This is a genomic window from Paenibacillus sp. J31R98 (assembly GCF_056269245.1).
Genome location: NZ_JBWDNO010000007.1, coordinates 88,254 through 102,772, shown reverse-complemented (window position 1 = coordinate 102,772; position 14,519 = coordinate 88,254). Strand labels below are relative to the sequence as shown.

The window sequence follows — 14,519 nt, the reverse complement described above, 5'->3', positions numbered from 1 at the left end:
CCCGGAAGACTGTTTCTTCGATTAACGGTGTGGGTAGCAGCTGCTAGGATTCGATTTAGTTCGATGAACCAGCGGCTGCAAGCCCTGCTTTTTTTCCACCTAATACCTAATCCCTGTTAAGGAGCGAATAACGAATGTCCCAATACGCTAACGTAACTGTAGTTAAGAAAGCAAACGTTTATTTCGATGGTAAAGTAACAAGCCGCACAGTGCTGTTTGAGGATGGAACGAAGAAGACACTGGGCATTATGATGCCAGGTGAGTACGAGTTCGGTACAGATGTTAAAGAAATTATGGAAATTCTTGCTGGCGATCTGAAAGTATTGCTTCCGGGCGAATCCGAGTGGATCAGCATTTCGGGCGAAGGCGAATTCACGGTTCCGGCAAACGCGAAGTTCAAGCTTCAAGTCGCGACTGTGACAGACTATGCTTGCTCTTATATTCAGGAATAATACGTAGCATACAGATGAAAAAGGCTGCTCCGCATCGCGCGGGCAGCCTTTTTGTATGTTTAGCTTGTTAAGTTAATCCGCAGTAATGCGTTGATTATTGATATAAGCTTCCAGCTGAAGGCGCTGGTACGGAGCAAGTCCAGCAAGCAGACAGCCGTAACGGAAGCGGCTTGCGCTTGTCTCGATGCGGATAATGCGACCAATCATCGGAGGAAGCTCGGAGTCTTGCGGGAAGTGGATGACGACGAACATGTCCAGTTCAAGCGGAGACGCACTCGACAGCTGAAGGCCATTGTCCGAGATGTCGCAGAGCGTGCTGTCGATAAGCTGGCCGGAGAAAGCACCTTCTTGCTCCCATTGGTATACAGACAGTTTCAAAGGTATGTTCAGCGTCAAGCGCTCGCTGCGTCTACGGTTTGAGTTCGAAGCGTCTACAGCCGTTGCTTCCTCTATGACAGCCGCGGTCTGCTCAATTGCAGAAGCTGCTGCTACCGCATCCTCGACATCGCTATGGTTCGTAATCCGTTTATTAATCCATTGCTCGTAATTGTGAGCGAGCGCCGATAGATCAAGGTCAGCAAGTCCCATCGCGTCGCCCATCTGGTAAAGGCTCTTCACCGCCTCGAGAATTGGCGTTGGCGTCTTCAGCTCATCCGAGAGCGTAGAAGCAAGGCGCAGGTCCTTCAGCATCAGGCCAAGCGAGAATTGGACGCTGAAATCACGGTCAAGCAGCTTCGGCGCCTTCAGATCCGCCATCTTGCTTGCAGCGCCGCCCGATTGAACGAGCTCGAGGAAGTTCTTCGCATCAATATCGCCGCTTGCTGCGATTGCCATGCCTTCGAGCAAGGCTGCAACATTAGCGCCGACAATCGTATTGTGCGCGAGCTTCGCGATCGAACCGTTGCCGCCGGGCCCCATTGGAATGATTTTGCGGCCCATTGTCTCGAGGACATCCTTCACTTTATGTATGACTTCAATATCGCCGCCGACCATGAACACGAGCGAGCCGCTCTCAGCCGCAGGCTTGCTGCCTGTAACCGGCGCATCAAGGAAGTCGCCGAACTTGGCCGTAATGTCATGGTGCAGCTGGCGGGAAAGTGCAGGGGAAATGGTGCTGCTGTCGATGACGACTGCACCAGGCATGATGGAGCTAATCAGGCCGTTCTCGCCATAATACACTTCACGAACCGAATCATCGTTGCTAATCATCGTAATAATAACTTCGGACGCACGCGCTACGGCAGCAGGCGTTGCCGCTGTGTCCGCGCCAAGTTCGATGAGCTTGTCCGCTTTGCCAGGCGTACGGTTGTAGACTGTGACTGGATAGCCTTTACGAAGTAAATTTGCAGCCATTGGCTCGCCCATGACGCCGAGGCCGATAAAGCCGATTTTGAACATCAAATTCATCTCCTTGGAACCGAAATTTAACTGTTTTCATTTTATCATAAAAAAGTGACGTGTTGTATGGAGCTAACGCAATCCCTTGTTTTTAGTAAACAAATCCTTTATCCTAGTGCTAATGAAAAAGGAGGTTTTTACCGGAATGAGTAAAGCAGTTCAGTTTGATTACAGCAAAGCGCTGACGTTTATCGGCCAGCATGAAATTGACAATTTGGCGGCGCAAGTACGCACTGCCCATGATCAGCTCCACAATGGAACAGGCGCAGGCTCAGACTACCTAGGCTGGATTGACTTGCCGAATAGCTATGATAAAGAAGAGTTCTCCCGCATTCAGAAAGCGGCTGCGAAGATCCAGTCGGACTCCGAGGTGCTGATTGTTATCGGTATCGGCGGTTCTTACCTAGGCGCTCGCGCTGCAATCGAGATGCTATCGCACTCTTTCTATAACTTGCTCCCGGGCGAGCAGCGCAAGACGCCGCAAGTGCTCTTCGCTGGCAACAATATCAGCTCTACATATGTAACGCATCTGCTTCAATTGCTTGAAGGCCGCGACTGGTCGATCAACGTAATCTCGAAGTCGGGTACAACAACAGAGCCGGCAATCGCGTTCCGCGTATTCCGCGCAGCTCTTGAAGAGAAGTACGGCAAGGCTGAGGCTCGCAAACGTATCTACGCAACGACTGACCGTGCAAAGGGCGCACTGAAGAAGCTCGCAACAGAGGAAGGCTACGAGTCGTTCATTATTCCAGACGATGTAGGCGGCCGTTACTCGGTTCTGACAGCGGTTGGCTTGCTGCCGATTGCAGCAGCTGGCATCAACATCGAAGAGATGATGAAAGGCGCAGCAGACGCTTCGCAAGCATATAGCAACCCAGAGCTCTCGGAGAACGAAGCTTACCAATATGCTGCAGCGCGTAACGCTCTGTACCGCAAAGGCAAAACAACGGAAATCCTCGTAAACTACGAGCCTGCCCTTCACTTCGTATCGGAGTGGTGGAAGCAGCTATACGGCGAGAGCGAAGGCAAAGACTACAAAGGGATTTTCCCAGCTGCTGTAGACTTCTCGACGGATCTGCACTCCATGGGTCAATTCATTCAAGAAGGCAACCGGAACATCTTCGAAACGGTTATTCAAGTGAACAATGTGGCTGAACAAATTACGATCGCACATGACGAGAACGATTTGGACGGGCTGAACTTCCTGACCGGCAAGACGATGGACTTCGTGAATAAGAAAGCGTTCGAAGGCACGCTGCTTGCACACACAGACGGCCAAGTGCCTAACTTTGTCGTGAACATTGCAGACATGAAGCCATACACATTCGGCTACCTCGTGTACTTCTTCGAGATCGCATGCGGCATCAGCGGCTACCTGCTAGGCGTGAATCCGTTCGACCAGCCGGGCGTTGAAGCGTACAAGAAGAACATGTTTGCTCTGCTTGGCAAGCCAGGCTATGAGAAAGAAAAGGCTGAGCTCGAAGCTCGGTTGTAATCGGCGGTCATGCTAGCCAGATACAAGACGTTTCGCCAGCAGGCGAGCGCTGAAATTATCATCAAGAAATCCCGGTTCATCGGCTATGGCAAGCCGGTCACGTCGGAAGCAGAGGCGATAGCATTCATCGAAGAGCTGAAGAAGCAGCACTGGAATGCGAATCATAACTGTTCGGCGTACGTGCTCGGCGAGCGGGATGAGATCCAGAAGGAGTCGGATGATGGCGAGCCAAGCGGCACGGCGGGCAAACCGATTCTTGAAGTGATCAAGCACCATGGCCTCAAAAATGTCGTCATCGTCGTAACCCGTTATTTTGGCGGAATTATGCTCGGTGCCGGCGGTCTCATCCGTGCTTACACGGATGGGGCGGTCACTGCGATTGAAGCAGCGGAAGCGATCACCAATGTGCTTCATCGTGAAGTCATTGTCGATGTCGACTATACGTGGTATGGCAAGCTCGAGAACGAGTTCCATGCCCGCAGCGTCCGGATTGGCGGGACAGATTTCACCGACCGTGTGATCATCACTTGCTTGCCTGAAGCAGCGGATGCCGAGCGATTCAGCAACTGGATCACCGACTTGACTCAAGGACAGGCCAAGCTGGCAATCGGCGAAGATCGATATTATATCGAGGGCGAGTAGCCCTAACACCAGAAACTCCTTAGCGATGATGCGCTAAGGAGTTTTTTTGCTAGAGCAGCAGAAGCTGATCCTAATAATAACGATTGACTAGACGCGCTTCTGTCTGCTACATTTAATACCAAGTAGTTTAATGGGGATTAAGTTGAATTAGTAGATTTTTGAAAACGTACCCGCGATTCCTCAAGGAAAGCGGCAGGAGGTAAGTCAGCTTGAATATCATAATGCGCAACCGATTGTGGAGCTTCGGTTTTCGAAGCACCATTATGCTCTATTTTGTGCTCTTGATTGTACTGCCGATTATTGGGATTTACTCGCAATCGCTTGAACTGGGCTGGACGCCTTTCTGGGACAGCATTATTGACCCGCTTGCATGGAAAGCGGTATTGCTTACGATCAAATTATCGGTTATTGCTGCACTTATTAATGTCGTTCTCGGAACGATGATTGGTTGGGTTCTTATCCGCTACCGGTTCCCCGGACGCCGCATCTTGAACAGCCTTGTCGATTTGCCTTTTGCGCTGCCGACAGCAGTCGGCGGCTTGATGATATTGCTGCTGCTAGGACCGAATAGCATTGTTGGCAATCTAGCTGATAAGCTCGGATTTGAAATTGTGTTCCACGAGCCGGCGATTATTATCGCCATGGTGTTCGTCACCTTCCCATTCGTCATCCGTGGCGTGCAGCCGCTGCTTGAAGAGCTGGATAAGTCAGAGGAGGAGGCGTCCTATACGCTAGGCGCTTCGCGGGCTAGAACGTTCTTTCAGGTGATCTTCCCATCTATGCTGCCTGGCATTATTAGCGGCGCGATGCTGGCGTTCTCCCGCGCGCTTGCTGAATTCGGCGCAGTCGTGCTCGTTGCAGGCAACATACCGGGCAAGACGCTCATCGCTTCGGTCTATATTTTCGGAGAAATTGAAAGCGATAACGCGCAAGGAGCAGCGGCTGTATCCGTACTGCTGCTGACGCTATCCTTCCTCATTCTAGGCGCAGTCAACTATGTGCAGTCGAGGAGGCATGGCAAATGAGAAGGCTTTGGATCACGTTAACGTATGCGGTATTCCTCGTTCTACTGATCGTACCGCTTATTAAGATTTTTACCGGCTCATGGGGAAAGGGCTGGAGCGGCTTCACAGATGCGCTTACCCGTCCTGAATCGCTTCATGCGCTTATGATGACCGGCATGATCGTCGTAGTTGTTACATTGCTCAATACGCTGTTCGGCGTTATGTTAGCGCTCTATCTTGTTCGCGGGACTTGGCTCGGCAGACGTCTGAAAGCTTTTATGAATAGTATCGTTGACTTGCCGTTCGCGGTATCGCCTGTTATCGGCGGTTTGATGATCGTCCTTATGCTCGGACCGAGCTCGGTGCTCGGGACGTTCTTCGAAGATATCGGCTTCAAAGTGGTTTATGCGCTGCCAGGGATGATACTTGCGACATTGTTCGTTACTTTCCCGCTTATGGTGCGCGAAGTAATGCCAGTGCTGCAGGAGATTGGGGCTCAGCAGGAAGAAGCTGCCTCAACGCTCGGCGCGTACTCGTGGTACACCTTCTGGAAAGTAACATGGCCGTCGATCCGCTGGGGCGTCATCTATGGCGTCGTGCTAACAGTCGCGAGATCGCTTGGAGAGTTCGGAGCCGTGCTCGTCGTTTCCGGCAATATCATGAATAAGACACAGACAGCGACAACGCTCGTCTATCAGGATGTAGAGAACTTCAATGTCGCGGCGGCGAGCAGCGTAGCGCTTGTGCTTGCGGCTTTCTCAGTCGGATTGCTACTCCTTATGGAATGGGCCAAGAAGAGAAAGGAAGTGCATTAAGCGATGCATATCGAGGTGCGCGGTTTAAATAAACAGTTCGGTGATTTTCAAGCGGTTAACGATGTCAGCTTCGACATTGCCAAAGGACAATTGATCGGCCTGCTCGGCCCAAGCGGCGGCGGCAAAACGTCAATTCTCCGTATGCTGGCGGGTCTTGAGGCGCCGACTTCCGGCGATATTGTGTTTCACGGCAAGCGTGTTAATGACCTGCCTCCACAGGAGCGCGGAATCGGGTTTGTTTTTCAGAACTATGCGCTGTTCAAGCATATGACGGTCTACGATAACGTTGCATTCGGGCTGAAAGTGAAGAAGGTGACGAAGGATGTTATCCGCGAGCGTGTTATGTCGCTGCTTGAGCTGACTGGGCTCAAAGGCTTCGAGCATCGTTATCCGCACCAGCTATCTGGCGGACAGCGGCAGCGGGTTGCTTTTGCAAGGGCGCTTGCTCCTCAGCCGCAGCTGTTGCTGCTTGATGAGCCTTTTGCCGCGATTGATGCGAAGATTCGTACGGAGCTGCGCACGTGGCTGAAAGAAATGATCGAGCGTCTTGGCATTACGTCGATCTTCGTTACGCATGACCAGGACGAAGCGATTGAAGTGGCAGACGAGATTATGATTATTAACAAAGGGCGCCTGGAGCAGAAGGGTACGCCTTGGGATATTTATAAGAATCCACAGACGCAGTTCGTGGCGAGCTTCATCGGCGAGTCGACGATCGTGGATCAGGTGGAGCGGCTCAAAGGCTTCGAGGAAGCAGCCAACTGGCCAGGAACAAAAGCACTTATTCGTCCGGAATATATTGAAATCGGCAAGCGTCACGAATTCCGTCTCCCGTCGGCTACGGTTGCTGGCAAAGTGAAGCATCTGCACTTCCGCGGCAGCGAGTGGATGGTTGAGGTCATGGTCGGCGACATTAAGCTGATCACGTATCGCTCACTAGAGAAGGATGTATTGCAGCCAGGCGAAGAAATCAGTGTACTGATCCACCGTGCGTACCTCTTCAATGACAATGACACGTGGATTATGGAGAACAAGCTGAAGGAAGATCCAATGCCAATGCATATCTAATAAGAAGGTGTACACGATGAAACCTACCCTAACAAAAGGATGGCGAATGGCGGGATTAGCGCTAGTCTCGGTTGCGCTGCTATTGACGGCTGCATGCGGAACAAGCGGTGAGGCCAAGCCGGTCAGCGGCGGTGATGGTTCAACAGCTGCAGTGAAGAAAAGCGATGTCACGCTTGTTATCGGCGCTTATTCGGTCGCAAGAGATGCGCTCGGCAAGCTGCTGCCGCAATTTGCGAAAGAGTGGAAAGCGAAGACGGGTCAGACCGTTGATTTCCAGGAATCGTACGAAGCATCAGGAACACAAGCACGCGCCATCGCCGGAGGATTCGAAGCGGATATAGCCGTTCTCGCGATGGAGAGCGATATTGATAAAATTGCAAAAGCAGGCTTTATTACGAGCGATTGGCGCTCAGCCCCATATGGAGGCATGATTACGCGCTCGATCGCGGTTATGGGTACCCGTGAGGGCAATCCGAAGGGCATTCATGACTGGGAGGATCTGACCCGCAAAGGCGTGAAGGTGCTCTACCCGAACCCGAAAACATCGGGCGGGGCGCAGTGGGACATTAATGCGATGTACGGCGCGGGGCTGATGGAATCCGAAGCGAAGACGGGGAAGAAGGACCCGGCTTATGCGAAGGCATTCCTGGAGCGAATCCACAAAAACGTAGAGTCGCTGGATAAGAGCGGCCGTGCCTCGATGGCGGCCTTCGAGTACGGCGTTGGCGATGTTATTGTAACGTATGAGAACGAGCTGCTGGCTCGGATCAAGAGCGGCGTTCCTTACGATGTAGTCGTGCCGAAGTCGACGATTCTCATTGAGAATCCAGCGGCTGTCGTCGATAAGAATGTCGACAAGCACGGCACGCGCAAAGTGGCGGAAGCGTTCCTTAGTTTTATGTTCACAACGGAAGCACAGCAGGTGTTCGCTGATTACGGCTTCCGTCCGGTCGATCCGGCAGTGATGGACAAGGTGAAGGGCAACTATAAAGTACCTGAGGACCTGTTCGATATCAGCTATTTGGGCGGATGGGATGAAGTACGCAAGAACCTTTATTCGCCGAAAGGCGTGTGGTATCAGGTGCTTGCGGGGATTTAGGTTGTAGAGTGGGCAGAGGCAAGGCAAGGCAAGGCAGGGCAGGGCAGGGGAGAATCGTGCCCTGCCTTTTTGTTTGCGTTAGAGCCGTAAGACGATGAGCGAGGGGAAACCGCTCTCGAGGGGCGAAAACAGCGAGACGGAGGCTGAGAGAGTGAAATTCCTCTCTCGAGGGCGAAAACAGGTAAATCTGAGTCTGAAAGCGGAAAATACCTCTCTCAGTATGAGAAAACCGCTCCGAGCTCGGATTTTCTGCACCGAGAGAGGAAATATCCGCTCTCGGTGAGCGAAAATAGCTAAAACGGATGCTGAGAGAGGCAAAAACCTCTCTCAGCGGCAGGGCGACCGCTCTCGAGGGGCGAAAACAGCGAGACGGAGGCTGAGAGAGTGAAATTCCTCTCTCGAGGGCGAAAACAGGTAAATCTGAGTCTGAAAGCGGAAAATACCTCTCTCAGTATGAGAAAACCGCTCCGAGCTCGGATTTTCTGCACCGAGAGAGGAAATATCCGCTCTCGGTGAGCGAAAATAGCTAAAACGGATGCTGAGAGAGGCAAAAACCTCTCTCAGCGGCAGGGCGAGTGCGCGCGGTGGGGGATAAGATGCCGTGAAACGAGTACAATCTCTTAACACCAAGCGGGGGCGACCCGCAAGCTGCGCAAAAAAGGAACTGAGAGAACATATACGTGCTCTCAGCACCCAAAACGCGCCGAAAGTCGGCTGAGAGAACACATATGTGCTCTCAGCGCCGAAGTTGAACAAACTAACCAATATTGTGGAGCTGAGAGAACGTATACGTGCTCTCAGCACCCAAAACGCGCCGAAAGTCGGTTGAGAGAACACATATGTGCTCTCAGCGCTGAAGTTGAACAAACTAACCAATATTGTGGAGCTGAGAGAACATATACGTGCTCTCAGCACTCAAAACGCGCCGAAAGTCGGCCGAGAGCACACATAAGTGCTCTCAGCGCCGAAGTTGAACAAACTAACCTCTATCGTGTAGCAGAGAGAACACATACGTGCTCTCAGCACCAAAAACGCACAAAAAAAAAGAAGCTGAGAGAATCAATTCGTTCTCTCAGCTTCTTCTATTACTTCGCAGCTTCGGTTATCGTAACCGAATCCTGGCTATAAGCCACCTGCGCCTTCAGCACTTGCGAGAAAAACGCGAGCGGTACATAGATTGCTTTGTCTTTCACAACCGGCGCAGCGCCGAGTTTGAATGGTGCGACTTTTGCATAGGTGTAGCGGTCTTTGCCGACTTGGAGCGAAGTGAACTGCGCACCTTTCGTAAGCTCCACGCTCTGCGTCTTCGCATTCCAGCCAATCGTGTAGCCGAGCTGAATGGCAAGCGGACGAAGCGGAGCCATCGCGACGCCATTCTTGTTCACGAACAGCTTCGCAGCAGCGACCGACTTACCATTCACAACGATAGGAAGGGACGCAGCATTGCTTGGTACTGGAATGTTCACCGCAACCTCAGGCATTCCCGCTGCGTACGGTGCGATTTCGTACTGCTGGAAGATGATCTGCGCCTTGTTGTCTTTTACATAGAAGGCTTGATTGTCGGAGATCGTCTTAAAGGTATCTGGGAAAAACAAGTCCGAATGTGCCGCAATTTCAGCGGATACAGCTTTGTTAATAATGGTCTTGTAGCTGCTGCCGAACAGATCTTTCAGCTTGATCTGAGACGCGGTTGCTGTGTTGCGCACATTATAGGTTTGTGCAATTGTAGCACCGTGAGCACCGCCAGTGAACGTATACGTAAGTACTTTGAATGACAAAATATTGCCGGCTGCTTCATTGCCGTCCGACATGACCTCGTAGCTCACATAAACCGAGTACGGGCGGAATTCATAGGAGCCATCCGCAGCAGCGGCGTCAGCCTTCGCTTGCTTGTGAAGCTTATCGGCAACTGCCATTGCCCGTGCAGCGATATTCGCATTAAGCGCCTGCTGGTATTTCGCGTCTTTCATCCCGCTGATGACCGGCAGATGCAGCTCATAATCAAAGATTTTATCTTCTTTAAGCGTCAGTTTCTTCTCTTGAATCTTTACGGCGCCTGAGAGTTGTTTCGAAACGACAACAATCGGCTCAACGGTGACAGGGCCGCCGGTGACGACTATCGGATGTGCTGTAGGGCCATCGGTGGATTCAATCGGTGCCGATGGATTAGCGCCGGGATCGACGGTTGCAATTGGCGTGATTTCATCCGCATAGGCCAGTGGGGCGGAAGCGGCGATGATAAGTGTGCCGAATGCGCCGAGTGTAAGCTGTTTAAGTGGTTTCTTGAAACGATTGCTGAACATAATGGATCCCTCCGCGTTGTTGTGATTACTCTATCATTATAGACGGTTGCTCAAGGAGTAAAGTTACAAAAAGGTAACGGACATCCATGCCTCGCTATGGAAAAAGAAACGATTCACGATTTCATAACAATTGTTTATTTCATTCATCATTATGATTGATTTCTCTTATCAGACTGTGCCACGTATAATGGGAACCATCTCATACGATCGTCAAGGAGGCGGCAAGCCCATATGGCAGCAGCACATCATACGAATTCCGTTAAGCCGCTTGTCTCCGCACAAGTACAACACGTACATGTAATCTCCGCTCTACAACAGCGGTTGTCCGGTGTCGGCTTTACGTTTCTCATAGCCACGGCAGGGTACTGCATCTCACGCCTGCCCGGTTTCCACTACGCGGGGCAAATGGCCTGCGCCATTATACTCGCCGTTCTGTATCGGCACTTCTGCGGATATCCGCCGGACACATTGCGATCGGGTATCGCCTTCTCGGGCAAAAGCTTACTTCGACTTGCTATCATCCTGTATGGGGTGAAGCTGAATATTGCGCAGGTATTTCAAGATGGGCTTGGCCTTCTCGGGCGCGATGCACTGGCGGCCGTCTTCGCAATTGGCTGCACGCTGCTGCTGGCCAGATGGCTCAAGGCCGACATGAAGCTGTCGTTGCTGCTTGGCATCGGCACCGGCATTTGCGGTGCAGCGGCGATTGCCGCCGTCTCGCCAATCGTCCAAGCCAAAGAAGAAGAGACAGCACTCAGCGCAGGACTGATTGCGCTCATCGGTACTTTCTTCGCCGTCAGCTACACGCTGCTGCGGCCTATCATCGGGCTCACGGATCTGCAATATGCAGTCTGGTCCGGAACAAGCCTGCACGAAATCGCCCATGTCGCACTGGCAGCAGCGCCTGCCGGACAGGATGCTCTCGCGCTTGCCCTGCTCGCGAAGCTCGGGCGCGTCTTCCTGCTCGTGCCGCTGTGCCTGGTGCTTGTAGCAGTCATGAAGCGTATCCGCAGCAATGCACAAACCAATGGGCAAGCGGATGATGCTAGCGGTAAGCCAATCGCAATGCCGTGGTTTCTGCTTGGTTTCTTGCTCATGAGCCTTCTCGGCAGCAGCAGCACCGGCCAAGCGATACTGCAATCCTCGCCTGCGCTAACGAATGGACTAACGACGTTGACCACATTTTTACTTACGATGGCGATGGTTGCACTGGGACTAAACGTGAACCTGCGGGGAGATGGCCAGCGAGCATCCGTGGTGAAGCCGCTCATTGCAATGCTGGTGACGTCCCTGCTGCTCACCCTATGGACATACTTAACTGTCTAGTCATCCCAATTAAAAAAGAGCTGTGCCTCAGGCACAGCTCTCCCCATTACGATTTACACCGTCTCCGCTTGCAAAACAAACTTCTCAATAACATGGCGTACGCCTTCGTCATTGTTTGTCTCCGTTACATATTGCGCAATGTCCTTCAGCTTCTGAACCGCATTGCCCATCGCTACGCCGAGTCCGGCCACCTCGATCATTTCGTGGTCGTTCCAGGAATCGCCGATCGCAATGACTTCGTCCATCGTGCAGCCGATGTGCTGTGCCATAAACGAGATCGCATGGCCCTTCGTGCCTTCCTTATGCGTAACTTCGAGGAAGTGCGGCTTCGATTTGGTAATATGCGTGTTAACGCCAATGAGTTTCTTCAGATCGACAGCAACCTCGTCGAGGCGCGCAGGGTCGTCGATCATGAGCATTTTGGCAGTCGGACGTTTGATTAATGATTTGAAATCCGGCTCGACCACGAACGGGAGATTCGCCAGACTCGAATAGTCGCGTGCATGCTGGTTGTCTTCTCGCACATAGATAACATCGTCGGTATACAGTTGGAGATGAATATTGTTCTCCTCACAGTAGTTCATCAGCAGCTCCGCCGCATCCTGCGGCACGTAACGCTCGTAGAGAACCTGCTCGTCAAGCAAGGTCTTAACGCTGGATCCTTGATACGTAATAATCGGAACATTCAATTCGATCTGATCGGCAATCTTGCGCGCAGAAGGGAACATGCGGCCGGTAGCCAGGGTAACGAACACGCCTCTCTCCATCGCAGCGATCAGCGCTTCCTTCGTTCCCGGCGTTACTGTACGTTCGTCTGTCAGCAAAGTGTCGTCAATATCAATGGCAATGAGTTTATACATAAGTTCTCTCCTGCTCCTTTTGTCTCTCTATTTCGTGCGTATTTTCATTGATTGTAGCCCAAATCGGAGGGAGGAACAAGCGACTGCATATAAAATTGCTGGCGGTAAGCGGTCGGCGTCATATTCTCGCTTTCCTGAAACCGCTTGTTGAAATAGCTGTGGTGCACGTAGCCGGACAATCGGGCAATTTCCTGGACGCTTAAGCTTTGCCGTTCAACGAGCAGCTGCTTCGCCCGCTGGATGCGGCACATCGTCACGAATTCCAGCGGTGTCTGGCCAGCAGCGCGGCGAAACCATCGGCAGAACGCATAGCGGTTCGTTCCCGCGCGCGCCGCCCATTCGTCCAGATCGAACGGCTCAACCGCTGCCGCTTGCAGCTCCGGCAGAAGCTTGAGCACGCGCTCGATGGCAGATGCGCCGGCGCCAGGTGCAGAGATCGGCTCTGCTTGTTCAATGAACTCGGCAATTATGCCATACATCAGCATCGAGATGCGGCTCGGATGAAGCATTTTATGCCGGTCCATCTCGAGCAGCAACTCGTCGATCAGACTCTCCAGCACAGAGGATGAACGGATTCGCCAGCCGGTCGAGCGGTGGAAGCCGCGCTCGGTCAAATCGGCAAGAATACCGCTGCCGTAGAAGTGAATCCATTTGAAGTCCCACGGACGCTCTTTGTCGGCGTAATACACTTGTTTGTCGCCTGGGAAATAAAGAAAGGCATCGCCGGCTGTAAGCTCGTAGCGCTGATGTTCCAGCTCGACATAGCCGACTCCCGCGGTTACAAGATGAAGATTGAATTCCTGCAGCATGCCTGCGGCACGGCGAACCTCATGGCCCTGATAATGCCGGTAGTAGCCGGCGGACTCGGGAAAGCAGTAGAATCGGTTGTTCCGCTGGAGCGGAAGCGTTAAGTGCTGCAGCTGGACCATTCGCGTGAACCTCTCCTCATGGAATCAATATCGTTGTAGTCGATGCAATATATTTCGATTTTGTTAAGCAAATTCCTCTACTATAATGAGCAATATAACGATATGAAGGAGTGCAGAACCGATGAAACGAATTGCCGTCGCAGGCATCGAACAGGGCATTACCCAATTGGTGCATGGCTCAATGATGCTGGACAAGAATCGGATGGACTACTCTGGCGGACTGCTTGATGCTTTTACCGCGGCCGGAGGCAACGCGATTGATACCGGACATATCTATGGAGAAAGCTCCGCCCGCGCGATCGGACTTTGGATGGAAGCTCGCGGCAATCGCAGCGAAATCGTCATTATCGGCAAAGGGGCGCATCCGTACGAGCAATCTCGGATGACGAAAACCTGCATTCAAAGCGATTTGGTGGAATCGCTTGACCGGCTCATGACGGATTATATGGATATGTACATGCTCCATCGTGACGATCCGAACGTCAATGTCGGCTATATCCTGGAAGGGCTGAACGACCAGATCGCTGCCGGCCGCTGCCGTGCGATCGGCGCGTCCAACTGGAGCGTCGCGCGCATTCAGGAAGCGAATGCTTACGCGGCGAAGCATGGCTTGACGGGCTTCGCCTGCAGCAGTCCGAACTTGGGGCTGGCTAGACCGAACGAAGCGCGCTGGGCAGGCTGTGTATCGACGACAGCCGAGGACGAGGCTTGGCATGAGAAATCGCAGCTGCCGATTCTATCCTGGTCGTCGCAATCCGGCGGCTTCTTCACGAATCGGTACTCCCCAGATAACCGTGAGGATGCAGAGATGGTTCGCGTCAACTACAGCGAGGAGAACTGGGAGCGTAAGCGCAGAGCGACAGTGCTGGCGGAGAAATACGGCGTAACCGCGAATCATATTGCGCTTGCTTATGTGCTGAATCAGCCGTTCCCTGTCGCAGCGATCATCGGTCCGCAGCAGCCGTCCGAGCTTCAGGATAGTCTTAAGGCGTTGCCTGTCATCCTCACGGATGCGGAACGCGCTTGGCTCAATCTGCGGACAGAGAGTATCGCTCTGTAGGCTATTGTCCACATAATTGCCGGACTGCGGTTAATCCGCGAGACCGACCCGAAAGAGGCCCATGCAGC

Annotated in this window: 13 protein-coding genes; 9 read left to right on the top strand and 4 right to left on the bottom strand. The window is 52.5% G+C overall.

The window, feature by feature from the left end:
• Positions 1 to 134: 134 nt before the first annotated feature.
• Positions 135 to 452, top strand: coding sequence for a pyrimidine/purine nucleoside phosphorylase (ppnP, locus tag AC0YNX_RS23040; protein WP_090576498.1), 318 nt, complete (start codon positions 135 to 137; stop codon positions 450 to 452).
• A gap of 72 nt (positions 453 to 524) precedes the next feature.
• Here ppnP and AC0YNX_RS23035 read toward each other — a convergent pair whose 3' ends face one another.
• Positions 525 to 1,850, bottom strand: coding sequence for an NAD(P)-binding domain-containing protein (locus tag AC0YNX_RS23035; RefSeq protein ID WP_475818056.1), 1,326 nt, complete (start codon positions 1,848 to 1,850; stop codon positions 525 to 527).
• A gap of 145 nt (positions 1,851 to 1,995) precedes the next feature.
• Between AC0YNX_RS23035 and AC0YNX_RS23030 the strand changes: the two genes are divergently transcribed.
• The 6 genes from AC0YNX_RS23030 to AC0YNX_RS23005 all read left to right on the top strand — a co-directional run bounded on the left by AC0YNX_RS23030 (position 1,996) and on the right by AC0YNX_RS23005 (position 7,973).
• A complete protein-coding gene (locus AC0YNX_RS23030) occupies positions 1,996 to 3,345 on the top strand; it encodes a glucose-6-phosphate isomerase (protein WP_475818055.1) in 1,350 nt (449 codons plus the stop codon).
• A 9-nt stretch (positions 3,346 to 3,354) separates the two neighbouring features.
• On the top strand, positions 3,355 to 3,987 hold the full coding sequence (locus tag AC0YNX_RS23025) for a YigZ family protein (RefSeq protein ID WP_475818054.1): 633 nt from the start codon (positions 3,355 to 3,357) through the stop codon (positions 3,985 to 3,987).
• Between the two features lie 221 nt (positions 3,988 to 4,208).
• The gene (gene cysT / locus AC0YNX_RS23020) at positions 4,209 to 5,012 is read left to right on the top strand and encodes a sulfate ABC transporter permease subunit CysT (RefSeq protein WP_475818248.1); all 804 of its coding nucleotides are present in this window, start codon (positions 4,209 to 4,211) and stop codon (positions 5,010 to 5,012) included.
• Positions 5,009 to 5,806, top strand: a complete 798-nt coding sequence (locus tag AC0YNX_RS23015; RefSeq protein ID WP_475818053.1) for a sulfate ABC transporter permease subunit — start codon at positions 5,009 to 5,011, stop codon at positions 5,804 to 5,806. The genes cysT and AC0YNX_RS23015 overlap by 4 nt, the downstream gene beginning before the upstream one ends.
• Before the next feature lie 3 nt (positions 5,807 to 5,809).
• The gene (locus tag AC0YNX_RS23010; protein ID WP_475818052.1) at positions 5,810 to 6,874 is read left to right on the top strand and encodes a sulfate/molybdate ABC transporter ATP-binding protein; all 1,065 of its coding nucleotides are present in this window, start codon (positions 5,810 to 5,812) and stop codon (positions 6,872 to 6,874) included.
• A gap of 16 nt (positions 6,875 to 6,890) precedes the next feature.
• The gene (locus tag AC0YNX_RS23005) at positions 6,891 to 7,973 is read left to right on the top strand and encodes a sulfate ABC transporter substrate-binding protein (RefSeq protein WP_475818051.1); all 1,083 of its coding nucleotides are present in this window, start codon (positions 6,891 to 6,893) and stop codon (positions 7,971 to 7,973) included.
• A 1,085-nt stretch (positions 7,974 to 9,058) separates the two neighbouring features.
• Here AC0YNX_RS23005 and AC0YNX_RS23000 read toward each other — a convergent pair.
• Positions 9,059 to 10,276 carry a stalk domain-containing protein gene (locus AC0YNX_RS23000; protein WP_475818050.1) on the bottom strand — a complete coding sequence of 406 codons (1,218 nt, stop codon included), beginning with the start codon at positions 10,274 to 10,276 and terminating at the stop codon, positions 9,059 to 9,061.
• A gap of 231 nt (positions 10,277 to 10,507) precedes the next feature.
• On the opposite strand from AC0YNX_RS23000, the gene AC0YNX_RS22995 reads away from it, so the two are divergent.
• The gene (locus tag AC0YNX_RS22995) at positions 10,508 to 11,602 is read left to right on the top strand and encodes a YeiH family protein (protein ID WP_475818049.1); all 1,095 of its coding nucleotides are present in this window, start codon (positions 10,508 to 10,510) and stop codon (positions 11,600 to 11,602) included.
• 53 nt (positions 11,603 to 11,655) lie between these two features.
• On the opposite strand, the gene AC0YNX_RS22990 is transcribed toward AC0YNX_RS22995, so the two are convergent.
• Both AC0YNX_RS22990 and AC0YNX_RS22985 read right to left on the bottom strand, forming a co-directional pair.
• Positions 11,656 to 12,462, bottom strand: coding sequence for a Cof-type HAD-IIB family hydrolase (locus AC0YNX_RS22990; RefSeq protein WP_475818048.1), 807 nt, complete (start codon positions 12,460 to 12,462; stop codon positions 11,656 to 11,658).
• Between the two features lie 44 nt (positions 12,463 to 12,506).
• Positions 12,507 to 13,391 carry a helix-turn-helix transcriptional regulator gene (locus tag AC0YNX_RS22985; protein ID WP_475818047.1) on the bottom strand — a complete coding sequence of 295 codons (885 nt, stop codon included), beginning with the start codon at positions 13,389 to 13,391 and terminating at the stop codon, positions 12,507 to 12,509.
• Between the two features lie 121 nt (positions 13,392 to 13,512).
• On the opposite strand from AC0YNX_RS22985, the gene AC0YNX_RS22980 reads away from it, so the two are divergent.
• Positions 13,513 to 14,451: an aldo/keto reductase gene (locus AC0YNX_RS22980; protein ID WP_475818046.1), complete on the top strand. Its 939-nt coding sequence runs from the start codon at positions 13,513 to 13,515 to the stop codon at positions 14,449 to 14,451.
• Positions 14,452 to 14,519 lie beyond the last annotated feature (68 nt).

Coding starts and splice junctions, on each gene's coding strand:
- ppnP (WP_090576498.1), top strand. CDS start 135: ATGTCCCAATACGCTAACGTAACTGTAGTTAAGAAAGCAAACGTTTAT.
- cysT (WP_475818248.1), top strand. CDS start 4,209: ATGCGCAACCGATTGTGGAGCTTCGGTTTTCGAAGCACCATTATGCTC.
- AC0YNX_RS23030 (WP_475818055.1), top strand. CDS start 1,996: ATGAGTAAAGCAGTTCAGTTTGATTACAGCAAAGCGCTGACGTTTATC.
- AC0YNX_RS23000 (WP_475818050.1), bottom strand. CDS start 10,276: ATGTTCAGCAATCGTTTCAAGAAACCACTTAAACAGCTTACACTCGGC.
- AC0YNX_RS23025 (WP_475818054.1), top strand. CDS start 3,355: ATGCTAGCCAGATACAAGACGTTTCGCCAGCAGGCGAGCGCTGAAATT.
- AC0YNX_RS23015 (WP_475818053.1), top strand. CDS start 5,009: ATGAGAAGGCTTTGGATCACGTTAACGTATGCGGTATTCCTCGTTCTA.
- AC0YNX_RS22980 (WP_475818046.1), top strand. CDS start 13,513: ATGAAACGAATTGCCGTCGCAGGCATCGAACAGGGCATTACCCAATTG.
- AC0YNX_RS23010 (WP_475818052.1), top strand. CDS start 5,810: ATGCATATCGAGGTGCGCGGTTTAAATAAACAGTTCGGTGATTTTCAA.
- AC0YNX_RS22990 (WP_475818048.1), bottom strand. CDS start 12,462: ATGTATAAACTCATTGCCATTGATATTGACGACACTTTGCTGACAGAC.
- AC0YNX_RS23005 (WP_475818051.1), top strand. CDS start 6,891: ATGAAACCTACCCTAACAAAAGGATGGCGAATGGCGGGATTAGCGCTA.
- AC0YNX_RS23035 (WP_475818056.1), bottom strand. CDS start 1,850: ATGTTCAAAATCGGCTTTATCGGCCTCGGCGTCATGGGCGAGCCAATG.
- AC0YNX_RS22995 (WP_475818049.1), top strand. CDS start 10,508: ATGGCAGCAGCACATCATACGAATTCCGTTAAGCCGCTTGTCTCCGCA.
- AC0YNX_RS22985 (WP_475818047.1), bottom strand. CDS start 13,391: ATGGTCCAGCTGCAGCACTTAACGCTTCCGCTCCAGCGGAACAACCGA.